Origin of the sequence: Nocardia arthritidis, assembly GCF_011801145.1 — a bacterium.
GTDB classification, from domain to species: domain Bacteria; phylum Actinomycetota; class Actinomycetes; order Mycobacteriales; family Mycobacteriaceae; genus Nocardia; species Nocardia arthritidis_A.
Genome location: NZ_CP046172.1, coordinates 4,914,538 through 4,938,525, shown reverse-complemented (window position 1 = coordinate 4,938,525; position 23,988 = coordinate 4,914,538). Strand labels below are relative to the sequence as shown.

Genomic DNA, 23,988 nt, shown 5'->3' with positions numbered 1-23,988 from the left:
ATTCACCAGGCCGAGGAGAGCGTGGTGACGAGCCGTCGACCGCGGTCGGTGAGGCGGTACACCACGTTTTTCCCTGTCCGTGTGCCTGCGACGATGCCTGCGTCGCGGAGCACCGACAGGTGGGCGCCGACCGTACCGAGTGAGAGATCCAGGACGGCGGCGAGCTGGCTGCTGGTCGCCGGTTGCGCGAGTTCGCGCACCACCCTGGCCCGGCCCGGGCCGAGAAGCTTTGCCAGCGCGTCCGATTCGGCGGTTTCGGGGTGGGTCGCGGCACCGCGCGCCGGATATACGAGTGCGTATCGGGGTGGCTGCTCGCAGGTCCACCAGCCGCCGCCGGTGGTGCGTGGCACGAATATCAGTCCCTCGTCGGTGATTTCACGATCGGGTATGGGGCGGTCGCTGAAGCGGATCGCGGTGTCGGCCGCGGACCATACCTGCCGTGATCGCAGCGAATCTATGGCGTGCTGCCAGCCGTGGTCGCCGACCAGGGCGGTCCGGTAGGTGATGTCGCGTTCGAGGATGGCTCGGCGTCGTGGCCAGTCCGGTGCCACGAAATGGTTCCAGCCGTATCGCAGCGTGTCGGCGATGCGGGGGGCCAGCCCGTCCAGTGTGAGCCATGCCGTCTGTTGCGGTTGCCAGCTCTGGCCGATCGACGCGGTGACCGTCGCGCGTACCTGGGTATCGGAACTTGTTGCGACCGCGGCGAGTTCGTTGTCGATGTGGGTGTGTGCTCCGGCTGCGGGCGGTTGTGCGACGAGGTCGGGGAACAGTTTGGTGGCGGCCAGTAGTGGCAGTAGTCCGGCGGCGATCGGATCGCGCGTGAGCCAGTCGTCGTAGTCCACCCGGAATCGGGTGTGCCATATTTCCTGGCCCGGATCGATTCGCCGGCGCTGCAGTGCGATGAGCGCTCCGATCGTTTCCGCGAGTGGCGAGAGGGCGAATCGGCAGCGTGTCAGGGCGTCGGCGGTCAGTTTGAGCAGGGTCATCGTTTCGTATTTTCGCGAAGCGTTGGTGTGTCGGTCTGCCCGGTCGGCAGCATCGCGGCGTGCACGATACTTCCACTCGGCGGTTGACCCCGCTGTTCCACCAATTTCTCCTGATTCGGTTGATCTCGCTGCTGGGTAGCGCCATGACGCCGGTGGCGCTGGCACTGGCGGTGCTCGCCGCGTCCGGCCGGCTCGGCGATCTGGGTTCGGTCCTGACCGCTCAGCTTGTCCCGCATGTGGTGTTGCTGCTGGTCGGAGGTGCGGTTGCGGACCGATTCCCCCGCCGCATGGTACTCATCGCGGCGAATCTCGGTGCGGGCCTGACGCAGGCGGCGGTGGCGGCGGTGTTGCTCAGCGGGCATTACAGTCTGCCGGTCGTGGTCGGTCTGGAGCTGGTCAATGGGGCGTTCGACGCGTTCGCGGCGCCGGCGTTGCGTGGCATAGTGCCGGAGCTGGTCCCCGCCGCGGCGTTGCAGCGGGCGAATTCGCTGTTGGGCGGCGTCAAGAGTGCCACGAAAATCCTCGGGCCGACCATGGCCGGGATTCTGGTTGCCACGGTGGGTGGTGGCTGGGCTATCGCGGTCGACGCGTTGACCTTCGTGATCGCCGCCGTCTTGCTGTCGCGCCTGCCGTTGCGCACCTCGATAGCGGCGAAGACGGGTGGCCTGGTGGCCAGCCTGCGGGACGGCTGGCGCGCCTTTCGCGGCATCCGCTGGGTGTGGCTGACCACCCTGTCGTTCTGCCTGATCAACCTGTTCGCCACCGGTGTGTGGCAGATCGTCGGGCCCGCGTTGACGAGGCATCGGGAGGGTCCGGCGGCGTGGGGGTTGGTGCTCGGTGTGCGTGCTGTGGGTCTGGTGGTGATGAGTGCGTTGATGTATCGATACGCTCCCAGGTATTTGCTGCGTGCCGGGCAGTTGGTGGGCGCGTTCGGTGGCACCGCGTTGGTGGCGCTGGGTTGCGGTGCGGGACTGCCGTGGCTGCTGGTGTGCGCCTTCGTGGCGGGTATGGGATTCACCGCGGTGGGCACGGCCTGGGAGGTTTCGGCGCAGCAGCATGTGCCCCGGCACCTGCTGTCCCGGGTCGGGGCTTACAGTGATCTGCTCTCGTTCGCGGCGGTTCCGGTCGGGCAGTTGCTTGCCGCGCCCGCGGTCGGGCGGTGGGGTGCCGAGTATGTCGCGCTGTGCGGTGGGATCGGATTCGCTGTCGCGGCGTTGTTTCCGCTGGTCTCGTCCGCGGTCCGGGATCTCCGTAACGATGTCGCGATCCATCCCAGGTAGGAGCGGCTTCTCCGACCACGGTCCAATTGCCTCGGCCCGTTGGCATGCACGACGATCGACTTCGAACATGGGGTGATCGCGGCGCCGCCCCGGACGCGGACCGCGCGGTACCCTCACGGCAGGTGTTCCGGCAGACAGGATGTCCGATGAAGACCATTGCGCGGCAGTGCACCTTGTGTGAGGCACATTGTGGAATCCTGGTGACCGTCGACGGTGATCGGGTCGCCAGGATCGAGGGGAATCCGGACGATGTGCTCTCGCGGGGGTACATCTGTCCGAAGGCGACCGCGATGGGCGGGTTGTACGACGATCCGGATCGGTTGCGGACGCCGGTGCGCCGGGTGGGTGACCGGTTCGAGCCGATCGGCTGGGATGAGGCGTTCGCCGAGGTGGGTCGGCGGTTGCGGGCGGTGCGGCGGGCGCATGGGCCGAGCGCGATCGGGATGTATCTGGGTAATCCGGCGGCGCACAGTTCCTCGGTGCTGTATGCGGTGCTGCTGCGGATGGTGTTGTTGACGCGGAATTTCTACTCGGCGTCGTCGATCGATCAGTTCCCGCAGGAGTTCGCGGCGTGGCGGATGTTCGGGTCGAATGTGTTGATGCCGGTGACCGATATCGATCGGACGGATCGGCTGGTGGTGCTGGGGGCGAATCCGGCGGTGTCGAACGGGTCGATCACGACGATGCCGGGTGCGCGGGACCGGATCCGGGCGGTGCGGGAGCGCGGCGGCACGGTGGTGGTGATCGATCCGCGGCGCACCGAGACGGCGCGGTTGGCCGATGAGCATGTCGCGGTGGCGCCGGGTGGTGACCCGTATTTGTTGCTGGCGATGCTGCATGTGCTGGTGACGGAGAAGTTGTGTGATGAGCGGGCGGTGCGCGCGCAGTGTTCGGGGTGGGGTGAGTTGCGGGCGTTGGTGGCGGATTTCTCGCCGGAGGTCGCGGCGCCGCATGCCGGGGTGGATGCGGCGACGATCCGGCGGTTGGCGCGCGAGCACGCGGCGGCGGATTCGGCGGTGCTGTATGCGCGGATCGGGGTGTGTCAGCAGGTGACCGGCACGGTGACGCATTGGTTGGTGAACACGATCAATGCGGTGACGGGGAATCTGGATCGGCCGGGTGGGCAGATGTTCGCCTCGCCCGCGGTGGATGTGGCGCGGTTCGCGAAGTATCTGCCGACGGGGTATGGGGCGTGGACGGATCGGTCGGGTGCGCATCGGGCGTTCCGGTCGGAGCTGCCGGTGGGTGTGCTGGCGGAGGAGATGCTGGCCGATGGGCCGGGGCGGATCCGGGCGTTGATCACCTATGCCGGAAATCCGGCGTTGTCGACGCCGCAGGCCGGCCGGATGGCGAAGGCGTTGGCGGGCTTGGATTTTCATGTGGCGATCGATATGTATGTCACCGAGACGTCGCGGCATGCGGACATCATTCTGCCGCCGGTGTCGCCGCTGGAGCGGGAGGAGGTGGACATGCTGTTCCCGGTGTTCAGTGTGCGGAACAATCTGCGGTACGACGCGCGGGTTTTCGCGCCGCCCGCGGATGGGTTGGAGGATTGGCAGATCGCGGCGGGGTTGGTCGCCGAGTTGCTGCCGTTGCCGGCGCGGCGGTTCACCGGGCGGTTGGTGCGGTCGGTGTTCGATCAGGTGAGCCCGTTGCGGTTGGCGGCGGTGGCGGTGGCGACGGGTCCGTATGGGGTGTTGTGGCGCGGGCGGCGGGGGTTGACGGTGCGCCGGGCGCGGGAGTCGGTCGGTGGGGTGGATCTGGGTCCGTTGCGGCCGCGGTTGCGGCAGGTGATCGGGACGAAGGATAAGCGGGTGCGGTTGGCGCCGGAGGATTTCGTCGCCGCCGCGCGGGCGTTGATCGATGACGCGGGTCGTGGTGTCGCGGGCACTACCCCGCCGGATGGTTTCGATCTGCGGTTGATCGGCCGCCGTCATCTGCGCAGCAACAATTCGTGGTTGCACAATCTGCCGTCGATGGTGAAGGGCCGGGATCGCTGTACCGCATTGATGCATCCCGCGGATGCGGCGGCCCGGAATCTGTCGGATGGTGAACAGGTAGCGGTGCGTTCGGCGACCGGCTCGATCGTGGTGCCGGTCGAGGTGAGCGACGATATCCGTCAGGGCACGGTGGCGATCCCGCACGGGTGGGGTCATCGGGAGCCGGGTGTCTGGTCGGTCGCCGCGGCGCATCCGGGTGCGAATGTGAACCTGTTGCATGATCCGGCGCTGGTGGATTCGTTCTCGGGCGCCGCGGCGGTGAACGGGACGTGGGTCGCGGTAACTCCCCTGTCCCCCAGTTGATTTCGAGGGTTATCCGGTGGTGCTCGCCGCGCCCGCGATGACCAGCTGGAGGCATTCACTGAACAGGTCGTCGACGGTGCGGCCGGGCCGGAAGTATTCGGTGATCCCGGCTATCACGGTCGGGTGCTGTCGGGTGAATTCCGCCATGTCGAAGTCGTGCATCGTGTCGGGGGTCGGGCGTGGGACTTGTTCTTCGAGGACGTGGCCGACGGTGAAGCGTTCCACCGTCAGCACGATCACCCGGGCGCGGTGCAGCGGGATTCCGCGTGCCACCAGCGTGCTCATCGCCAGCTCGGAGATGTCGGCCATTTTCAGTGAGAGCTGGGATGCCGATAGGATGCGCGCACTGTCGGGGTGGGCCAGCAGTGCGCGGCGCAGCCGCTCGGCCAGTGCGCCGAGCCAGTCCTGCCAGGGTTCCTCCGGTGCCGGTGGTGACAGCTCGCCGAACTCCTGATCGAGGATCGCTTCGGCGAGCGCGGTGACCAGGGCCGCCTTGTTGGGCAGATGCCAGTACAGGGTCGGCTGCCGCACTCCCAGTCGTGCGGCGAGCTTGCGCAGGGTGACTCCGTCGAGTCCTTCGTCGTCCAGCAATGCGATCGCCTCGGTGACGATGCGTTGTCGGTCCAATGTCAAAACACACCTCCCGCCCAGACTCTATCACTGATAGAGTTTTCCCTATCGGTGATAGAGACGGCATGCGTTCTCGCCGACACCGCAAACAGGAGGATGACAATGACACACCGGCATTCGATGCGGGATCTGCTGCACTGGGCGACCCACCGCGTCCCCGGGATTCCCGCTCACGTCGAGCAAGCTCCCGGCCACCAGGGCATCACGCGCCACGAGCACGCGCGACGCCACCACGCTGTCAATCACCGGTGGAATCACTCACCGGCCCGCCCGCCGCGGGTGCTGGTGGGCTGGCAGACGCGGATCGCGGTGTTCTTCGGCCAGGATCTGCGATGAAGGCCGCGGTCCTGCACGAGATCGGGGGCGTTCCCCGATACGAGGACTTCCCGGATCCGGTGGCCGGAGCGGGCGAAGTGATCATCGAGGTGAAGGCCGTCGCGGTCGAGCAGGTCGACAAGGCGATCGCGGCCGGAACGCATTACGCCAGTGGGCAATTCGTCACCGAACTCCCGGTGATCCCCGCCTTCGACGGCATCGGCGCACTACCCGACGGCACCCTCGTCGGCTTCGGCAACCCCCGGCGGCCCTACGGTGCGCTCGCCGAGCGGACCGTGGTGGCCGCCGACGCGTACGCCCCGATCCCCGAGGGAATCGATCCGGCCGTCGCCACCATGCTGGCCACAGCCATCACCGGCATGTCCATCACGACGGCCGCCGGTTTCGTTCCCGGCGAGACGGTGCTGATCCAAGGGGCCACCGGCGTCGCCGGGCGACTCGCGGTGCAGGTGGCCAGGCTGCTCGGAGCCGGGCGGATCGTCGCGACCGGCCGCGACGACGATCAGCTCCGCGAGGTGCGGAAACTCGGTGCCGACACGGTCATCAACACCGCGGTCGGCGACGACGCGCTGGCACGAGCGTTCACCGACGCCGAGGGCGACGGCTACGACGTGGTCCTGGACTACCTGTGGGGACGGCCGACCGAAATCCTTTTGCGCACACTGGTTCCGGAGTCGTTCGCGTTCGGAAAACCGACGCGCGTGATCCAGGCCGGGGAGGCCGCGGGCCCCGAGCTCACGCTCACCGCCGAGAGCCTGCGCACCTCCGGAGTCGAGATCTACGGTGCGGCAAAAGGACTCGACGCCGAGACCATGGGCTCGGTGTACGGGCAGGTCGTGCAGTGGACGCGGTCCGGCGAGCTCACCTTCGACCTGGTGACGATTCCGCTGAGTGATATCGAAACCGCGTGGCAGCGAACCGATCTGCGCGGGAGACGACTCGTCGTCCTGCCATAGGCTGGGGCGCGTCGGCGGTTCAGTGGATGCCGAGCCATTCGCGTAGTACGCCCGACATGCCGGGTTCGCGGGGGTGTTTGATCTTCACTACGCCCGCACCGGTTTTGGCGTAGACGTGCAGCACCGGCATGGTCGGGTCGGTGGGTGCGGTGGCCCGGTTGGTCACCGAACCCATACCGCTGCTTACCTGTTCCAGGCGGACTTCCCAGCCTCGCGGCACGATCGCGACGATCGTGCCGCTGCCGCAGGTCGCGTTGAGCGTCACCTCACGGTGCGGGCAGTTCGCGGCGGTGAAATCGATGCGCACAGTGCCCATTCCGCATTCGGCGTCGATACGGTTGGGCACTGTCCAATAACCTTCCCGTCTGACGGTTCCGGCGCCGGTCTTCAGTGTGATCGATGTGTCGGCGGGCACCCGCAGTGCCGTGCTCGGTAGATCGGCCACGATCCGGCTCAATTCGGCGCGGGTGCGGGACGCGAGTGCCCGGTCGGTGCGGTCGGCGAACTCGTCGAGCGTCAGGATCCCTTGCCCGACGGCCTTTTCCAGCTGTGCCGTGACCTGGTCCCGATCGGCGTCGGACGCCAGGGCGGCCTCCGGATCGGATGGCTGCGGTTCCAGCTGGTCGTTCCCACCCATCCACCTACCGTAGCCGTGCCGGCGCTGCCCGTACACCGCTGTCAGCCGAAATCCCCGGCGCCGTAGCCGGATTCGAGCACGTCAGTCGGCGGGCTCGCCGAACCAGCGGGTCAGGTGACGGTCCAGGTCCTGCTGGTGTTCGCCGATCCAGGCGACGTGGCCGTCGGGCCGGAGCAGCAGGGCCGGAACATCCAGTGCCGCAGCGGGATCGGCGATGAGGTCGACTCGGTCCCGCCAGCCGTCGACGATCAGCCGTTCGGTGCGGTCGAGTACCAGGCCGCGGCCACGGCGCAGCCGGTCGTAGAGGCGGCCCTGCTTCAGGTCGATATCGCGCAGGCGGCGGCCGAGGAGGTCGGGACCGTCGCCGAGGTCGTAGCGGATGTCGGTCGCGGTGATCTTCTCGATCAGGTGGCGGTTCACCTCGTCGAAGTCCATCAGTTCGGTGAACAGTCTGCGCACGGCCCGCGGGCCCGGTTCGGGGGACAGCAGCTGCATCTGCGCGCGGGTGTTGTCCAGGACGTCCGCGGCGACCGGATGACGTTCGGCTTCATAGGTATCCAGCAATGTTTCCGGCGCTCGGCCGCGGATCCGTGCGGCCAGTTTCCAGCCGAGGTTGAACGCGTCCTGAATGCCCAGGTTGAGGCCCTGCCCGCCGATCGGTGGATGGATGTGCGCCGCATCGCCCGCCAGCAGCACCCGTCCCACCCGGTAACGCTCGGCCAGCCGGGTGGCGTCCCCGAAGCGGGACAGCCAGCGCGGGGAGTGCACGCCGAAATCGGTTCCGGCGACGGCGCGCAACTGCTGCCGGAAATCGTCGAGAGTGGGCGGCTCGGTGCGATCCTCGCGGACTCCGGCGGCGGGGACCACGACGCGGTAGCGTCCTTCGCCGAAGGGCGTGAGGCCGAATGTCTTGTTGGTTTCCCGGATTTCGGTGACTCGGGCGGCGATCTCCTCCTCGCGAACACCCACCGCCATTTCGCCCATCAGCGTCTCGGTGCGCGCGGGTTCGCCGGGGAAGCCGACGCCGAGCAGTTTGCGCACCGCGCTGCGCGCACCATCGCAACCGACGAGATAGCGCGACCGCAGCCGCTCCCCGCCCGCCGATTCGACAGTGACGCCGGAGTCGTCCTGCTCGAAACCCGTTACCGCGCAACCACGCCGGACCTGAGCGCCCGATGCGATCGCGTGCTCCTCGAATATCCGCTCGAGCACCGGCTGCGGGATGCCCAGCAGGTAGGCGTGCGTGGAATCCAGGTCGGCGGGTGCGGGTTTGGGGATGGCGGCGAAGATTCCGTCGGCGCGACGTCGTCTGCCGCGTTCGAGCAGGCGGTCCAGCAGCCCGCGCATCGCCATCAGCTCGAGACTGCGACTGTGCAGTCCGACTATGCGGACGTAAGACGAATTGGGTTCGGGTTCCTGCTCCAGAACCAGTACTCGCACCTCGTGCAGGCGCAGTTCGGCGGCCAGTATCGCACCGGTCGGCCCGCATCCGGCGATGATGACATCGGAGGTGAAACGCATGGTGTTGCCTTTCGGGAGTGCCTTGTTCCAGGCGCTCCCGGCGACACCTACCGCCCGACCGTGCACACGAGTGGGAGCACCCACCTGGTTGTCGCGTTCATGGGTCTCACCTCCTCGCGTGCCGTCACGGTCTCGCGCACGCTAACAACCCGAACCGAATCCCGTCCAATCAATTTCCGCCCCACCGACCACTCCGCGGTCTTGTCGCTCATGCGTAGGTCGTCCGCCAGGGGTGGAAGATCGTTGGCGGAGAACAGGTCTCGGGTGGTGAGCGGTAGTCGTAACGGAATGAGGACGACTCGGCCCACGGTGTCGGTGCTGTGCTCGAGGAAGCGGTGCGCCTCGGCGGCCATTGCGAGGCTGTGCCCCTCAGTTCCCGCAGGCCTGCCGCCTTGGCCGGGCTGCGGGCCGCCGCTATGACGGTCGCTCCGGTCAGTGCCGCCAATTGCGTTGTGGCGGTGCCCATTCCGCCCGAGGCACCGAGCGCGAGGAGGGTGTCGCCCAGTCGCACATCGAGCCGGTCCCGTCGGACATGGTGACGACGCTTTCCGGTACGGCGACCAGCACAGAACAACCACTGCGTTGCCCCTCTCGACAGCCGGGTGCCGATGGCCGGGCGGACTCGTCGCCGCGGCCGGGTTCAGATCCCGATGGTGAGTGTGCCGTTGTTGTCGTGCCGCGCCACGCCGGTGGTCGCGCATGCGGTCGGATCCAGCGCCGGTCCGGTGAGTTCTTCCTTGGCCGGATCCGGAGTGAATGTGCCGGAGGCGATTTCGCCGAGGAATACGACCTGCACGTTGCCGTTGACCAGCGTGGCCGTCCGGTTGTAGGTGAATGTGCTCGGTGCCGCAGCGCCGACCCAGGTCAGCACCCGGGTTCCGCTTCCGCTGACCAGCAGGTTCGTGCAGCTCAATCCCGGTACGACGAGCGTTTCCGCGTAGGTGCCGGTCGGTGCCGAGCCGCTGGTGCAGTCGAAGAGATTGCCCTCGGTGGTGATCGTGACGGTCTGCGGGTTGTCGGTGAGCGGCGGACTGAAGGTTGCGACCTCGTTGACGGTGCACGCCTGATCGACGGCGGCGGAGGCGACGGGTGACGGTGCCAGGAAGATACCGGCAGCCAGGGCGACGCTGAACAGCAGTACGATCTTTTTCATTTGTGCCCCTTGGGAATTCGGCTGAAACACAGTGTGAATCCGGCGGGGGTCGCCTGTCGAGACCCATCGGCGCGGACACGTGCGTGTCCCCTGATCGGTCACCGCATCGGATGCTGTGCGGGCGGATCAGTCGCTGGTCTGGTCGACGCGGGTGCCGTCGAGCCAGGCTTTGGGGGCGGCGAGGAAGGGGGTGTCGGCGAGGCGGTCGAGGTCTTCGAAGAAGGCCTTGGTGGTGCGGGTGGCGGATTTGGTGGTGCCGGTGGAGAGGAAGGCGGCCAGTTCGTGGTCGAGGCCGCGGGGTAGCGGGCGGTTCGGGCCGAAGTAGATGGCGCGTTTGAGTTCGGCGACGACGACGGGGTTGCGGGCGGCCAAACGTGCTGCGGTGGACTGGGTTTCGGCGAGCAGTTCGGTTTCGGGGGTGAGCCGGTGCACCAGGCCGAGCCGCAGCGCGGTCGCCGCGTCGACGGGTGCGCCCTCGAGGGTGAGTTCGATGGCTTTGGCGGCGCCGATGAGCCGGGGTAGCCGCTGGGTGCCGCCGCCGCCGGGGATGAGGTTGGCCAGCGATTCGATCTGACCGAATTTCACGTGTTCGGCATCGGCGGCATAACGCAGATCGCAGGCCAGGGCGATTTCATGGCCGCCGCCGAGCGCGGGGCCGTTGATGGCGGCCAGGTACACGATGCGGGAGCGGTTCATCCGCAGGGTGGTGCGTTTCCACCGGTAGCCCCAGACCAGTCCGGTGCCGAGGCCGCCGAGTCGTTCGGTGACGCGGGTGGCGCCGGGAATGCGCAGCGCGGTGTTGAGGACCGGGACGAACGGTGCGGCCAGCCGGGCCGGGATGAACGGGTGCGGTAACTCGATCATGCCGGTGAGCGCCGCCGGGTCGGCGTGGGTGAGGAAGCGGCCGGGCAGCCCGCCGGTGAGCACGATCGCGCCGACGGTGCCGTCGCGTTCGGCGGTGGCGGTGAGCGTGTCGAGGTCGCGGACCACCGCCGGGGTGACGAAATTGAGCGGCGGGGCGATGACGGTGGCGGTGAGCACCCGCCCCCGTTGGTCGACCCGGATGGTTTCGAGCTGGAGTTCGGCGGTCGTCATCGGCGTCTCCTCGGCGCACTGGATGCTGCGCCGAAGTCATTGCGGCGCAACGCTGTTCGAATAACCCCTAGCATTTATGGCACATACCATAATACTGTGTCGCGGCGTCACGGCAAGAGCGTCAAGCGAAGATCCGACCACGGTCGTACGCCGCGCGCTCGAAAGGGTTCCCGGTTTACGCCGCCCCTGCCACGGGCATCCGCATCGGCAGAGGATAGTTGTCACTGTCCGAAGATCTTTCGTGCCGAGTTGCTTCCCCTACCCAGGAGGACCGTGCACCATGTCGATCATCCGGAACCACCGTCGTCCCGCCCGCATCGCGACCGTCGCCGCGGCGCTGGGCTTCGCGATACTGGCCGCCACCCCTACCGCGCTGGCCGCGAACACCATCGACCTGCAACGCGTCGGCCCGGTCAACGTCGAGGTCGCCTACAACTGTGAAGCCTCCGCAGGCGTCACCGCCGTGAAAGTGATGGTGGGCGCACCCGAGGCCGAAAGCCCGTCGGCCACCGGCGCACAAAATGCCGTCACCTGCGACGGATCCGACCAGACCACCGTCGTGATGCTCACCGGGCCCGGCGGCCAGGAGGCGCCGATGTCGAAGGGGCAGACGGTGCAGGTGCGAATGGCGCTCGTCGATGCCAACGATATGGTCGTCGCCGGTAACAACACGAAGGTCACACTCGGCTAGCCCGAAATTCGAACGCGGGGCCGATCCCCTGCCCGCAGAAGGCGTTTCCCGCGTCGGTATCGACATCGAGTCGTCGCGTCATCGGACGAGATCGACGCGCGGGTGTCGAGCCGTCCGTCAGTGCGCGATGATCGCGCGCAGTTCGGCGATGACGTCGTCGAGCGGGCCGGTGTCCCGCCGGGCCCGGCACATCGCCACCGCGCCCTCGATGGCGGCGACGGTGAGCGTGGACAACCGGGCCGCGCGGTCGGCCGGATAGCCGTCGCGGGTGAGCAGCTCGGTCAGCGCGCGCTCCCAGCGAGTGAACACCTCGGCCGCGGTCGCCGCGAATTCCGGTGCGTCGTCGTTGGTTTCGACCGCGACCGCGAAAATCGGGCAGCCGGCGCGGAATTCGGTGTCCAGCAGCATCTGCCGCCACGACGCGCCGAACAGCTCGAGCGCGGTCACCGGATCGGCGTCGCGGGTGAGCTGTTCGATGAACCGGCTCATCAACTCCCCCGCCGTGGTCAGCGCCTCGGTGACCAGCTGGGTGCGCCCGCCGGGGAAATGGTGGTAGACCGAGCCGCGCGGCGCGCCGGTGGCGGCGAGCACCCGGTCGACGCTGGTGGCGGTGGCGCCGTGCACGCGCAGCGATTCCACCGCGCCCTCGATCATCGCCTGCCGGGCGTTGGGCAGGCGGGTGCGGGGTCCGTCGGTGCGTGCTCGTCGTGCGGTGGCCACCCCACCATGTTATGGCACCCGCCATAACGGGTGGTTCAGGAGCGCACCCGGGTGTCGTGGAATTCCAGGAAGGCCGCCAGGGTCGCCGCGGGCGCCTCCAGCTGCGGATAGTGACCGACATCGGGCAGCTCCACCACGTCGGCGTCCGGCACCAGCTCCCGGTACCTGGCCACCATGTGCGCACCGGACACCGGGTCGAGCAGGCCGTCGATCAGCCGGACCGGCACCTGTGCCGCGCACAGCGCGCCCACCCAGCGTGCACGGTACTGCCTGCGTTCGGCCATATAGCGAATCAGCTTGTGCCCGTTGCGATGTCCGTGCCGGGAACACCACATCAACCAGAACCGGCGCAGGTCTGCCGCGTCCGGTTTGGTGCGCGGCCCGAACACCGCGGCAAGGCTGTGGGCGAAGGCGCGTTCGGTGGTGAGCGCGTCGACCAGTCCGCCCGCCGGGCTCGCCAGCAGCCGCTGGATCGGGCGCGGGCGGTGGGTTTCGGGGAACAGGCCACCGTTGAGCAGGCACACCGACTCGATCACCAGGGATTCGTCGCCCGCGGCGCGGCGCTCGCCGTCGCGGGCCAGCAGTTCCTGGGCGACGGTGTCGCCGTAGTCGTGCGCGAGCAGATGCACCCGCCCGATCCCCAGCTCCCGCAACAGGTTTTCCTGCAGATCGGCCTGATCGGCGATGCGGTAGTCGTAGTGGCGCGGTTTGGCGGAGAATCCGAAGCCGATCATGTCGGGGGCCAGCACCCGGGCGAACCGCGCGCACAGATCCGGCCACAGGACATGCCAGTCCCAGGAACCGGACGGGAAGCCGTGCAGGCACAGCAGCGTGCCCTCGGCGCCCGCGCCGCCCTCGGCCCGGAAGATCTGGTGTCCGCGGTGGGTGTGCCGGTGTCCTTGCGCGCGCCAGTGAGCGAACTCGTCCATGGCGACAAGCATTGCGCGGGAACGCCGAAAGTCGCACCGGTTCCGCGGTCTCGGCACGTGTCATGTACCCGGGGCGCGCTCTGACAGAATGCGACGGTGCATGTCGCGATCGGCCTGGTGGTACTCGTTGCGTCGGCGGCCGCGCTGGCGGCCACGGCGCGGCGGTTCGGTATTTCCGAACCGCTGCTGCTGACCCTGGCCGGGGTGGTGGCGTCGTATCTGCCGTTCGTGCCGCAGGTGCGCCCGGATCCGGAGATCATCATGCTCGGATTCCTGCCGCCGCTGCTCTACACCTCCGCGATCCGCACCTCGCTGGTGGATTTCCGGGCCAATATCCGCACCATCGCGCTGCTGTCGGTGGGGTTGGTGCTGTTCAGCACGTTCACCGTGGCGGCGGTGGTGTGGTGGCTGCTGCCGGTGCCGTTCGCGGTGGCGGTGGCGATCGGCGCGATCGTCGCGCCGACCGACGCGGTGGCCGCCACCGGTATCGCGCGCCGGATCGGGATGCCGCGCCGGATCGTGACCATCCTCGAGGACGAGTCGATGTTCAACGACGCGACCGCGCTGGTGACCGTGCGCACCGCGATCGCGGCCGCGGCGGGCACCGTCTCGGTATTCCAGGCGGGCGGGGATTTCCTGCTCGCCGCGGGCGGCGGCGCCGCGGTCGGGGTGGTGGTGGCGTATCTGCTCGCGGTGCTGCGGCGGCGGATCAGCGATCCGGTGCTCGACACCACCCTGTCGTTCCTGGCGCCGTTCGTGGCGTATCTGCCCGCCGAGGCGATCGGCGCGTCCGGTGTGATCGCGGTGGTGGTGTGCGGGATGATCCTCGGCCACAACGCGCCGGTGTGGCAGAGCGCGGCGTCGCGGATCTCCGAGCGCACCAATTGGCGCACCATCCAGTTCATCCTGGAGAGCGCGGTGTTCTTCATCATCGGTTTGGAGACGCGGGCGATCCTGGAGGAGGCGTGGGGCAGCGGCCTGGACCATCGCACGCTGATCGTCGCGGTGGCCGGGGCGCTGCTGGCGGTGATGGTGTCGCGGCCGCTGTGGGTGTTCCCCACCGCGGCGCTGTTCCGGCGGTTCGGATCGCTGGAAGCCGATGAGCGCCTTGGACATTCGGCGGTGGTGTCGTGGGCCGGGATGCGCGGGGTCGTCACCCTGGCGGCGGTGCTGCTGCTACCCGCCGACACCCCGCAGCTGCCGGTGCTGAAACTGGTCGCGCTGGTGGTGGTCGCGGGAACGCTGCTGCTGCAAGGAACTTCGCTGCCGTGGCTGGTGCGGCGGCTGAAGTTGCGCGGGCCGAGCCGCGCCGAGGACGCGCTGCAGAAGGCGAATCTGTTGCAGCAGGCCACCGCCGCCGGGCTGGTCGCGCTCGAGGAGCACATCACGCCCGAAACCCCGTCCAGCGTCATCGATTCGCTGCGCGACCGGGTGGCCTGGCGCACCAACTCCGCGTGGGAGCGGCTGGGTCGCTCGGAATCGGAATCGGCGACGCCCACCGCCGAATACCGCAGGCTCCGGCTGAAAATGCTGCGCGCCGAACGGGAAACCGTGCTGCGCGTGCGGGATTCGGGTGGCGCCGACTACGAGATCCTCCAATATGTGCTGGCCCGTTTGGATCTCGAGGAATCGATGATCGACCGTTACGCCGAATCCGATGAGGAACGCACCGAAACCCTGGAGGCGCCCACGGTCGCGGCCTCGGATTGCGCGCATCTGCGGGCCGCGCCGCTGGTGGTCGAACCCGCCGAACCCGATCTGTGCCGGGAATGCCTCGACGAGGGCCTGGTCTGGGTGCATCTGCGGATGTGCCTGACCTGCGGGCATGTCGCCTGCTGTGATTCGTCGGTGGGCAACCACGCCACCAAACACTATGCGGGGACCGGACATCCGGTGATGCGCAGCGTGGAACCCGGCGAGGCGTGGCGCTGGTGTTATGTGGACGAACTGCTCGGCTGACGGCGGTAGGAGTAGATCAGCCGCGCGTACTGGGTGAGCAGCCGGTCCAGTGACAGATCCTGCCCGCCCGCGGCGATCTGCTGGTAGCCGATGAGCATCGCCATACCGAGCGCGGTGACCGCGGCGGTGGTGTCCTCGTCGCGCACCACGCCCATGATCGCCTTGTGCACGGTGCGCCTGCGGGATTCGTCGACCCGTTTGACCGCGACGTTCACCGATTCGTCGTTGGCGGCCCAGGCGCGGATGGCGGCCTCGGCGGCATGGTGCAGACCGGCCGCCAGATCCGACATGGCGCGGATATCGTCGTCGGGATTGCCCTGGTTGAAGTTCATATTGCGCAGGATGCGGACCTGCCGGTGCTCCCAGTGCTCGAGCAGCGCGTCGACGAAACCCTGCCAACTGCCGAAATGGTGGTAGAACGAGCCGCTGGTCACCCCCAGCCTGCGGCACAGCAACCCGATATTGAGGCCCTTGAAGCCCAATTCGGCCAGCACCTCCAGCGCGGTGTCGAAATATTGCTCCTTGCTGACCACACGTGACATCGCCGATCGCCGTTCTGTTCGGGTCGGGTATCCGCGTGAGCCGCAGGCCGTGCTGTGGACACCGGCTCCCCGTGGGAGCTCCCGGATCGCCCGCGCCTTTGCTGGTTCGCGAAAGGATAACGGAGTGTCGCGCCCGGTGTGCGGCGCGGGCCGAAATCCCTCCCGGCAGTGGACAAAACTGCAGGCCGCCGCCACCGGCATCGCCAACGGCGCGCCTTACCACACGTTCGGGTCGCGCGCGGAACTGCTCGGCCGCACCTGGCTGCGGGCCGCGCGCCGATTCCTCACACTGCAAACCGAACTGGTGACCGCCGCCATCGAGGCGGTATCGGCCGCCGTCGACACCCCGCGGTCTTCGCCGAACGGCACCCCGACGCCGCGACACCCTGCTCGACACCGTGCTCGACGATGGCGCGCACGCCCTCGTCACCACCGCCACCGGCAAGTTCTACAGCAACGGCCTCGACTTGGCTTGGCTCACAGCCAATCCCGACCGCGCCACCTGGTACGTGAACCGGGTGCAGGCGCGGCTTGCCCACCTGCTCATCCTGCCCGTGCCGACCGTCGCCGCGCTGCCCGGCCACGCCTTCGGCCGCGGGCGCCATCGCCCACGACTACCGGGTGATGCGCGCCGACCGCGGCTACTTCTGCTTCCCGGAGATCGACATCCACATCCGGTTCACCCCCGGCATGGCCGCGCTCATCCAAGCCGAACTCACCCCCCGAACCGCGATCGCGTCCATGACCACCGGCCGCCGCTTAGGCGGAACCGACGCCGCCGCACACGATCTCGTCGACGCCGCCGTCCCCGCCGACTCCCTCACTCCCTCGGCCCCAAAGACCCCACCACCCTCGGCGCCATCAAGAACACCATCTTCGCCGCCGCCGTCACCGCCCTGACCAAGTAAAACCGTTGCGCGGCAACCTATTACGCGATTCGGCGGATGCGGCAAGCGAGATGATTCGCGTAGCGCCGGGGCTCGGTGCGCGCGTCGGCTTCATCGACGAGATCACCCGGTCCCGAAGCGGGGCGAGCACGATCCCGGCCACCCAACCCTTGCCAGGTAGGCTGCGCAGCAGTCGGCCCGCATCCGGGCACGTCGCTGGGTCGAGGCAGGAGGGCGCGTGAAGTACTTCAACACCACCGGGCCGTGTGATGAGGACCTGCACTACATGCTGCCTGCGGCGCAACGGATTACGGATGCGGATCGCCACATCGCCCGGGGTCAGTATTTCGTCGTCCACGCGCCACGGCAAACCGGGAAGACCACCAGTCTGGCGGCACTGGCACGAGAACTCACGGCGGAGGGCCGGTATGTGGCCCTGCACTTCTCCTGTGAGGTGGCAGTGCCGTTCGGCGATGACTTCACCGGCGCCGTCCGCGAGATTCTCGCCCGCATTCGGGCGGCCGCCGAGGCCGCCGACCTTCCGTCCGAACTGCTGCCGCCCACGCCGTGGCCGGAATCGTCGCCAGGTTCCGCACTGGTCACGGGATTGACCGCCTGGACCCGCCAGTGCCCGCGTCCGCTGGTCCTGTTCTTCGACGAGATCGACGCGATTCGCGGGGACAGCCTGGTCAGCGTCCTACGGCAGCTGCGCGACGGCTACACGACGAACCGCAAGGGCTTCGTCCATGCAGTTGTGCTGTGCGGTATGCGCGACGTACGCGACTACAAGTCCGCCTCGGGTGGGGATCCGACCCGACTCAGTAGCTCGAGCCCGTTCAACATCAAAGTCGATTCGATTCGAATCGGCGACTTCACCCGCGCCGAGGTCGCGACGCTTTACGCACAGCACACCGCCGCCACCGGGCAGGAATTCAGTTGTGCCGCACTCGATCTGGCCTACTACTACACCCAAGGCCAGCCATGGCTGGTCAACGCGCTCGCCGCCGAAGTCATCGACAAGATGCGCATCCAGACCACCATCACCGATGATCACATCGACGAAGCGAAGGAACGACTGATCCTCGCCCGCGCAACACATTTGGACTCCCTCGTCGCCAAACTCACCGAACCACGCGTGCAACGGGTGATCGAACCCCTGATCGCGGGGACCATGACCCCGCTCGATCTCACCTTCAACGACGACGTCACCTATGTTCGCGACCTCGGACTCATCGCCAATGACAAAACCGTCCGCATCGCCAACCCCATCTACAACGAAGTCATCGTCCGCGTCCTGGGCGCCGGCGTCGAGAACAACATTCACGTCGAACCCGCCAGCTTCCGGCTGCCCGACGGTCGCCTCGACTTCCCCCGCCTGCTTACCGAATTCGCCGCCTTCTGGAAAAAAGACGGCGAAATCCTCACAGCCAAACAGAACTACCACGAAACCGCGCCCCAACTGGTGTTGATGGCCTACCTGCACCGCATCGTCAACGGCGGCGGCCACATCGACCGCGAATACGGCATCGGCCACGGCCGCATCGACCTGCTGGTCCGGCAGCCCTATACCGGCACCGACGGACACCGCGCCGAACAACGCGAAGCCATCGAACTCAAAGTCTGGCGCGACAAACAGGCCGACCCGCTCTCCGAAGGGCTGACCCAGCTCGACGGCTACCTCGACCGGCTCGGCCTGCCGACCGGAGTGCTCGCGATCTTCGACCGCCGCACCGATGCCGCCCCCATCACCGACCGCACCACCTTCAGCACGGCGACCACGCCGGCGGGCCGCGAAGTCACCCTGCTGCGAGCTTGACGGAACGACCTCGATTCGCCCGCTTCCAGGGTCGGCGATCATGCCCTGGGCGGCCTCGCGTTGTCTCAACTTGGCGGGCCGCTCGGGTCCATAGAGATGTGTTGCGGGGCCGCGCGATCGCGTCGGGGGCCACCCACAGAGCCCAGCAGTTCGATGGCCGGGTCGGTGCCGAGGTCCTCGATGACGCATTGTTTCGGCCAGGTCTATCGCCCAGTGGGCGAAGCGCGCCGGATCCGGGTCGAGGGTGAACCAATGGAAAGCCGAGTCGGCGATGCTCGCCTATCCTGTTGCGGCAGTTGGTCTTTCGATCCATTCGGAATAGCTGGTTCGCGCTGTGCGGTATGCGAACTCAAGGGATTTCCGGCGGGTGTGCCCAGCCAACTACTCTGTGTTACAGTTTAGTAGTACTCGGTAGCACCGAGTAGCTGGGTTGAAGGAGGACGCCACGGACAACTTGACGGAAATGCTGAAAGGGACGCTCGAGGGTTGCGTTCTCGAGATCATCGGCAGCGAGGAGACGTACGGTTACGCGATTACGCGGCGGCTGAACGAGCTCGGGTTCGCGGATGTGGTCGAGGGGACGGTCTACACGATCCTGCTCCGGCTGGAGAAGAACAAGCTGGTCGAGGTTTCGAAACGGCGGTCCGAGGTCGGCCCGCCGCGCAAGTTCTACACACTCAACGACGCGGGGCGCAGCGAACTCGCGACATTCTGGGCGAAATGGGAATACATTTCGTCGCGGATCAATGAGCTCAAGGAAAGCAAGAAATGAACTTTTGGGAGAAGATCACGGGTAGCGATCTCAACAGAGAATTCGAAGCCTTCGAAGCTCGGGCCGCAACCCTTCCGCCCGAATATCAAGCGGCGTGGCAAGAAATAAAAGCCAATCTCTTCCCCTATGGGGACTTCTCGGGCCGCAATTTGATGCCGATTCTCGACAATGTCCTCGGATTTATCGAGGAAACGGCGTCGGAGGGTCAGAGCGTTCATGAGGCACTGGGCCACGATATCAAGGGCTTCTGTGCGGCGATCGCCGGCGAAGCAGGAGCCATGAGCTTCGTCGATAAATGGCGCGATCAACTGAACAAGAATGTGGCGAGAAAACTGGGTCAGCTAGGAGAATAAGATGGGCATCCGCGACATCATCGAAGGCAAGAAACAATGGCGAGCGCATACCGCGCGGGTCAAGGCACTCCCAGCCGATTACCAGATCGTCTACCATGAGATTCAAAAGTATTATTTCAAGACCGGGCCGGTCGGGCTGTTCGACGGAAGTCTACTTCCTGGAATTGTGGACTTCTTCGAGGAAGGCGTCGCCGCAGGCAAAGGAGTCACGGAACTCATCGGGAAGGATGTCGCGGCTTTCTGCGATAACCTGGTGAAAGACTCACCGACATATGCCCAGATCTACCAGAAGTCCATCGACAAAGAGATTGCCGAGGACCTGTAGCGCGGCGGTCGGTGGGCCACGCCAAGGGGTCGCAGTAGCATCGCCGAAAATCATGGGCTTCCCTTCGTCGGCCGGAGTATCGGCGTGGCTCGCGGTCTGCCGACCCGATACCCGGCCCGGCGCGCCGTCGCCGGACATCAGCCGGTGACGTCCATGCCCTGAGAAATCACATCGTCGACATGATTCGCGACCCGTTCACGCAGCAGCCCATCGGCACCGACACTCGGATCGCCCTGGGCTGGTGTGTCGCCGTCCTCGTCGCGGGCGTCTTCGCCACTTACCCGCCACAAGGTCTCCTGACAGCATCGTGACCTGCCGGACGGGCCACTTCACAGAGCGGGTCGGCTGAGCCGCCCGCCGACAATCACGCACCGAACAACACACGCGGATTCGCCATGCCCTCATCCAACCCGGCATGGCACTGACAGCCGTGCCCGCCGCCGATACCGCGGGCCGCGAGTGCTTCTCGCACGCCACTCGGGCAGTACCGGCCGAGTGACACGGGTTTTCCGTCTTCAGATCCCTGAATTTCAAATCCCTGGAAAGGATTACACCATGGACGGCACGACAGGCAGGACATTCGCGCCCGGACCCGTTGGGCGCCGGACCCTGTTGAAGGGTGCCTTGGGCGTCGGCGCGCTCGCTGGTCTCGCCGCCTGCGCCAACGACTCCAAGAGCTCAGGGAGCGATCGTCCCGGCGGTGTCGAGGACGGCTGGGGAAAGGTCGCCGACGCGTTCCGCGCGAACTTCAACGGAATCCATGCCGCGGGGGGCGCGGCGTGCTGCGTCTACGTGGGCGGCCGCCGCGTGGTCGACCTGTGGGACGGCCAGGCCGATCCCCAGGCGAACCGACCGTGGCGCAAAGACACCATCGCCCAGGTCGCATCCACGACCAAAGGCGCCACCGCGATCTGCGCCCATCTGCTGGCACAGCGCGGTCAACTGGATCTCGACGCACCGGTGGTCGAGTACTGGCCGGAGTTCGGCGCCGCGGGCAAGGAGCGAATCCCGGTGCGCTGGTTGCTTTCCCACCAGGTCGGTCTGCCGATCATCGACGGACCGCTGACCTTCGAGCAGGCGTGCGCCTGGGATCCGGTCATCCGCGCACTCGAGGCGCAGCGGCCGCTATGGGAGCCCGGCACCGCACACCTCTACCACAGCGTCACGTTCGGATTCCTGGTCGGGGAGATCGTGCGCCGGATCTCCGGCAAGTCGCTCGGCAGGTTCTTCGCCGAGGAGGTGGCCGCCCCGCTCGGATTGAGCGCCTGGATCGGGCTGCCCGAGCAAGACGAGCAACGGGTAGCCCATATCGACTACACCGCTCCGTTCAACCTGGAAGAGCTGACCGCCGGGATGATCAAGGTGACCGGGCTCGATGCGGCCACGGTCACCGCATGGATCAAGGCCGGGTGGGGTCCGGACTCGGTCGAAGCCCGCGCGGGATCACTCGGCGGCGCCCTGGACAACACCGCGGACTCCCCGTCCGCGTATTACCGCACCCGCGCCTGGCGCGCGGCCGAGTTCCCGGCCGCGAACATGGTCGCCGACGCGCGATCGTTGGCACGGATGTATGCCGCCACGGTGAGCGACGTCGACGGCGTGCGGCTGCTCGACCCGGCGACCGTCAAGAGGGCGACAGTCGTCCAGACCGACAAGACGCGGATGTACGGGCTGCCACCGGAGCTGAACATCCCGCCCGACCGCTCCTTCTACATGTCGCTCGGGTTCTGGCGAGCCTGCCCCTCGCTGCCGATGGTCGGACCGTCATCGTTCGGTCACCCGGGCTCCGGTGGATCGACCGCTTTCGCGGACCCCGATGCCGGTGTCGGCTTCAGCTATGTCACCAACCTCTGGGACATGCGGCCCGACGACCCCCGCGCGGCGAACCTGGCCGAGGCCGTCCGATCCTGCCTCGGATAGCGAACCCCTTGTCATGCGCACCCTGGAAAACACGCGACCGAACGGAATAGCCGAGCGGCTGCTGAGCGACCGCCACCCCTACCACTGTCCATCGCACTGCATCTCGTCCCCGGCGCCCTGATCGTCGCCGCCTACCTGCTCATCGGCGAACCCTTCATCAAGGCCATCGGATATCCGATCCTCATCGGCTGGGCGATCGCCCTGTGCCTGGTCCTGATACCGATCCTGTTCGGGCTGCTGTGGCTGGGCCACAAGCACAACGGCCGCGTCACGCTGCGCGGCGTGCTGCACTACACCGACAAGCCGGTCCCGCGCGGGAAACTCGTGGCGATGGTCATCCCGCTCATCGTGTGGATGACGGTGCTGAGCTTCGCGACCGCACCGATGAACCGCTTCTTCCTGCACCACTTCTTCACCTGGGTCCCGTTCACCGAAGGCGCGGGCAGCACCACCAAATTCCTCCACGGATACCCGCATTCGGTCGCGCTCACCGCGATGCTGATCTGCCTGCCGCTGACCGGAATCGCCCTCCCCCTCATCGAGGAACTGTATTTCCGCGGATTCCTGCTGCCCCGCATCGCCCACCTGGGCGGATGGGCGCCGGTGGTCAGCGCTGTCCTGTTCTCGCTGTACCACTTCTGGACACCGTGGGTGTTCGTGTCGCGGGTGATCTTCATGTTCCCGGGATTCTGGCTCGCCTGGCGCAACAAGGACATCCGCGTATCGATCGGAATGCATGTCGGCGTGACCTCGACCATGGCGACATTCGCCGCCCTCGCCGTCGCGCTGCACCGCATTCAGTGACGCGGCGGAGAGCTACGACGACCCGGCCAAGCGAAATGTATTCATTTACAACAGATCTGGGCCGGGACCCGATCGGTATCCGGCTCGCCCGGGCAAATCCCGGAACCGTGGCAACCCTTCGGTTAACGTCGGAGCGTGACCCTCCTGCCCCGTCGGCCGCGGCGCGCGTGGTCGGCCCTCGCTGTACTGGTGTTGCTGGTGCTCGCCGCCACCCCGGCCGGGGCCGACCCCGTCCAGGCCAGTGATCTGTACCCGGACCCGACCGGGGACGCCTTCCTCGACCTGAAGTTCCCCACCCGCGCCACCGCCGCGCCACATACCGACGGCGTACTCGACGACCTCCCCAACAGCACCATCCTGGCCAGCCGCGCCATCACCGTCACCGCGCCGCTGAAACTGACCGCCACCTTCCAGGCCTGGCAGGCCTGGTTCCGGACCACCGCCGCCGACGGCGCCCCCGAGGCCTCGGTCACCACCATCCTCAAACCGATCGACTGGAACGGGCGGGTGGTGGCCGACAACTACGCCATCGACAGCCTCGGCCTGAAATGCAACCCGTCCTACGAGTTCGTGCACGGCCTCGTACTGGAAATCCCCGACATCACCCGCCAACTGCTGTGGCGCGGTTACGCGGTGGTGGTCACCGACTACCAGGGACCCAAAATGGCCTACGCGCACGGACCGACCATGGGCCGCGAGGTACTCGACGGATTGCGCGCCGCACTGCACTTCCCGCCCGCCGGACTCGACGGCAGCCCCGCCGCGATGATCGGCTACAGCGGCGGCGCCACCGCCACCGTCTGGGCCGCGCAACTACAACCGCAATACGCGCCGGACCTGGTGCTGCGCGGCGCCGCCGCCGGTGGCACCCCCGCCGACCTCAGCCTCACCCGCGCCACCATGGACGGCCGATACTCCGCCTCCGTGCTGTATCTGATGGCGGTGGTGGGTGTCGCGCGTGTCACCCCCGGCGCCCTGGACCTGGCCAACGACCTCGGCGCCGCGGGACTGCGGCTGATCAAGAACTTCTGCGTCGACGCGGCCCCGCTCGGCCTGATCCCCGAACCGGTGCCGCTGTCGCTGTCGCTGTTCACCAAGGTCGACCCGTACGAAACACCGATCGCCAAGCAGATCCTGCGGGAAACCCGCGCGGGCGGGCTCATCCCGACCATGCCGATCTACCTGTGGCACGGCCGATTCGACCAGTGGATCCCGGTCGAGGGCGCGGAAACCCTCGCCCGGGAATGGGTGGCCGGCGGCGCGTCGGTGGTACTCAACGAATTCCCCTGCGAGCATTTCACCTGCGCGGCGCTGCCCGCGGGGCTCGACCAGATCGACCGCTGGCTGGGCCGCACCGTCTGACCGCCGCGAAA

General features: G+C 67.3%; 23 protein-coding genes and 1 pseudogene. 14 read left to right on the top strand and 10 right to left on the bottom strand.

Annotated features, from left to right (window positions below):
* Nucleotides 1-2: 2 nt before the first annotated feature.
* On the bottom strand, nucleotides 3-986 hold the full coding sequence (locus tag F5544_RS22370) for an ArsR/SmtB family transcription factor (RefSeq protein WP_167475000.1): 984 nt from the start codon (nucleotides 984-986) through the stop codon (nucleotides 3-5).
* Between the two features lie 59 nt (nucleotides 987-1,045).
* Here F5544_RS22370 and F5544_RS22365 point away from each other — a divergent pair, with 59 nt between their 5' ends.
* Together F5544_RS22365 and F5544_RS22360 are read left to right on the top strand one after the other, a co-directional pair.
* Nucleotides 1,046-2,266 (top strand): MFS transporter, encoded by a 1,221-nt coding sequence (locus tag F5544_RS22365; RefSeq protein WP_203217634.1) that lies wholly within the window; start codon nucleotides 1,046-1,048, stop codon nucleotides 2,264-2,266.
* A gap of 146 nt (nucleotides 2,267-2,412) precedes the next feature.
* Nucleotides 2,413-4,569: a molybdopterin oxidoreductase family protein gene (locus tag F5544_RS22360; RefSeq protein WP_167474999.1), complete on the top strand. Its 2,157-nt coding sequence runs from the start codon at nucleotides 2,413-2,415 to the stop codon at nucleotides 4,567-4,569.
* 9 nt (nucleotides 4,570-4,578) lie between these two features.
* Here F5544_RS22360 and F5544_RS22355 read toward each other — a convergent pair whose 3' ends face one another.
* On the bottom strand, nucleotides 4,579-5,202 hold the full coding sequence (locus F5544_RS22355) for a TetR/AcrR family transcriptional regulator C-terminal domain-containing protein (RefSeq protein WP_167474998.1): 624 nt from the start codon (nucleotides 5,200-5,202) through the stop codon (nucleotides 4,579-4,581).
* Nucleotides 5,203-5,301: 99 nt separating this feature from the next.
* Between F5544_RS22355 and F5544_RS22350 the strand changes: the two genes are divergently transcribed.
* Nucleotides 5,302-5,535 (top strand): hypothetical protein, encoded by a 234-nt coding sequence (locus F5544_RS22350; RefSeq protein WP_167474997.1) that lies wholly within the window; start codon nucleotides 5,302-5,304, stop codon nucleotides 5,533-5,535.
* Nucleotides 5,532-6,491 (top strand): quinone oxidoreductase family protein, encoded by a 960-nt coding sequence (locus F5544_RS22345; RefSeq protein ID WP_167474996.1) that lies wholly within the window; start codon nucleotides 5,532-5,534, stop codon nucleotides 6,489-6,491. Before F5544_RS22350 ends, F5544_RS22345 begins: the two co-directional genes overlap by 4 nt.
* 19 nt (nucleotides 6,492-6,510) lie before the next feature.
* On the opposite strand, the gene F5544_RS22340 is transcribed toward F5544_RS22345, so the two are convergent.
* The 4 genes from F5544_RS22340 to F5544_RS22325 all read right to left on the bottom strand — a co-directional run bounded on the left by F5544_RS22340 (nucleotide 6,511) and on the right by F5544_RS22325 (nucleotide 10,897).
* Nucleotides 6,511-7,128, bottom strand: coding sequence for a DUF1707 SHOCT-like domain-containing protein (locus F5544_RS22340; RefSeq protein ID WP_167474995.1), 618 nt, complete (start codon nucleotides 7,126-7,128; stop codon nucleotides 6,511-6,513).
* An 81-nt stretch (nucleotides 7,129-7,209) separates the two neighbouring features.
* The gene (gene rox / locus F5544_RS22335) at nucleotides 7,210-8,649 is read right to left on the bottom strand and encodes a rifampin monooxygenase (RefSeq protein WP_167474994.1); all 1,440 of its coding nucleotides are present in this window, start codon (nucleotides 8,647-8,649) and stop codon (nucleotides 7,210-7,212) included.
* 640 nt (nucleotides 8,650-9,289) lie between these two features.
* The gene (locus F5544_RS22330) at nucleotides 9,290-9,802 is read right to left on the bottom strand and encodes a hypothetical protein (RefSeq protein WP_167474993.1); all 513 of its coding nucleotides are present in this window, start codon (nucleotides 9,800-9,802) and stop codon (nucleotides 9,290-9,292) included.
* Between the two features lie 126 nt (nucleotides 9,803-9,928).
* Nucleotides 9,929-10,897 carry an enoyl-CoA hydratase/isomerase family protein gene (locus F5544_RS22325; protein ID WP_167474992.1) on the bottom strand — a complete coding sequence of 323 codons (969 nt, stop codon included), beginning with the start codon at nucleotides 10,895-10,897 and terminating at the stop codon, nucleotides 9,929-9,931.
* A gap of 280 nt (nucleotides 10,898-11,177) precedes the next feature.
* Between F5544_RS22325 and F5544_RS22320 the strand changes: the two genes are divergently transcribed.
* The gene (locus tag F5544_RS22320) at nucleotides 11,178-11,588 is read left to right on the top strand and encodes a hypothetical protein (protein ID WP_167474991.1); all 411 of its coding nucleotides are present in this window, start codon (nucleotides 11,178-11,180) and stop codon (nucleotides 11,586-11,588) included.
* A gap of 117 nt (nucleotides 11,589-11,705) precedes the next feature.
* Here the strand turns inward: F5544_RS22320 and F5544_RS22315 are convergent, their stop codons facing one another.
* Nucleotides 11,706-12,308 (bottom strand): TetR/AcrR family transcriptional regulator, encoded by a 603-nt coding sequence (locus F5544_RS22315; RefSeq protein ID WP_238847388.1) that lies wholly within the window; start codon nucleotides 12,306-12,308, stop codon nucleotides 11,706-11,708.
* Between the two features lie 35 nt (nucleotides 12,309-12,343).
* Nucleotides 12,344-13,237 (bottom strand): alpha/beta fold hydrolase, encoded by an 894-nt coding sequence (locus F5544_RS22310; protein WP_167474990.1) that lies wholly within the window; start codon nucleotides 13,235-13,237, stop codon nucleotides 12,344-12,346.
* Between the two features lie 96 nt (nucleotides 13,238-13,333).
* On the opposite strand from F5544_RS22310, the gene F5544_RS22305 reads away from it, so the two are divergent.
* Nucleotides 13,334-15,196 carry a Na+/H+ antiporter gene (locus F5544_RS22305; protein WP_167474989.1) on the top strand — a complete coding sequence of 621 codons (1,863 nt, stop codon included), beginning with the start codon at nucleotides 13,334-13,336 and terminating at the stop codon, nucleotides 15,194-15,196.
* On the opposite strand, the gene F5544_RS22300 is transcribed toward F5544_RS22305, so the two are convergent.
* Nucleotides 15,172-15,738, bottom strand: a complete 567-nt coding sequence (locus F5544_RS22300) for a TetR/AcrR family transcriptional regulator (protein WP_167474988.1) — start codon at nucleotides 15,736-15,738, stop codon at nucleotides 15,172-15,174. The two genes, F5544_RS22305 and F5544_RS22300, sit on opposite strands and share 25 nt — an antisense overlap.
* A gap of 380 nt (nucleotides 15,739-16,118) precedes the next feature.
* On the opposite strand from F5544_RS22300, the pseudogene F5544_RS22295 reads away from it, so the two are divergent.
* From F5544_RS22295 to F5544_RS22275, 5 genes and pseudogenes are all read left to right on the top strand, one after another.
* Nucleotides 16,119-16,646, top strand: a pseudogene (locus F5544_RS22295) (enoyl-CoA hydratase-related protein); the annotation flags it as partial.
* Between the two features lie 217 nt (nucleotides 16,647-16,863).
* Entirely contained in the window at nucleotides 16,864-18,441 is a 1,578-nt protein-coding gene (locus tag F5544_RS22290) for an AAA family ATPase (RefSeq protein WP_203217633.1), read from the top strand.
* A 463-nt stretch (nucleotides 18,442-18,904) separates the two neighbouring features.
* On the top strand, nucleotides 18,905-19,213 hold the full coding sequence (locus F5544_RS22285; protein WP_167474987.1) for a PadR family transcriptional regulator: 309 nt from the start codon (nucleotides 18,905-18,907) through the stop codon (nucleotides 19,211-19,213).
* The gene (locus F5544_RS22280) at nucleotides 19,210-19,566 is read left to right on the top strand and encodes a DUF1048 domain-containing protein (RefSeq protein WP_167474986.1); all 357 of its coding nucleotides are present in this window, start codon (nucleotides 19,210-19,212) and stop codon (nucleotides 19,564-19,566) included. Before F5544_RS22285 ends, F5544_RS22280 begins: the two co-directional genes overlap by 4 nt.
* Nucleotide 19,567: 1 nt before the next feature.
* Nucleotides 19,568-19,891: a DUF1048 domain-containing protein gene (locus tag F5544_RS22275; RefSeq protein WP_167474985.1), complete on the top strand. Its 324-nt coding sequence runs from the start codon at nucleotides 19,568-19,570 to the stop codon at nucleotides 19,889-19,891.
* 137 nt (nucleotides 19,892-20,028) lie between these two features.
* Here F5544_RS22275 and F5544_RS22270 read toward each other — a convergent pair whose 3' ends face one another.
* Complete coding sequence (locus tag F5544_RS22270) at nucleotides 20,029-20,181, bottom strand: hypothetical protein (RefSeq protein WP_167474984.1); 153 nt, start codon at nucleotides 20,179-20,181, stop codon at nucleotides 20,029-20,031.
* Between the two features lie 265 nt (nucleotides 20,182-20,446).
* On the opposite strand from F5544_RS22270, the gene F5544_RS22265 reads away from it, so the two are divergent.
* From F5544_RS22265 to F5544_RS22255, 3 genes are all read left to right on the top strand, one after another.
* Nucleotides 20,447-21,811 (top strand): serine hydrolase domain-containing protein, encoded by a 1,365-nt coding sequence (locus F5544_RS22265; RefSeq protein ID WP_167474983.1) that lies wholly within the window; start codon nucleotides 20,447-20,449, stop codon nucleotides 21,809-21,811.
* Between the two features lie 282 nt (nucleotides 21,812-22,093).
* Nucleotides 22,094-22,615, top strand: a complete 522-nt coding sequence (locus F5544_RS22260; protein WP_203217632.1) for a CPBP family intramembrane glutamic endopeptidase — start codon at nucleotides 22,094-22,096, stop codon at nucleotides 22,613-22,615.
* Nucleotides 22,616-22,750: 135 nt separating this feature from the next.
* A complete protein-coding gene (locus F5544_RS22255) occupies nucleotides 22,751-23,977 on the top strand; it encodes a lipase family protein (RefSeq protein WP_167474982.1) in 1,227 nt (408 codons plus the stop codon).
* The last annotated feature ends 11 nt before the right edge of the window (nucleotides 23,978-23,988 follow it).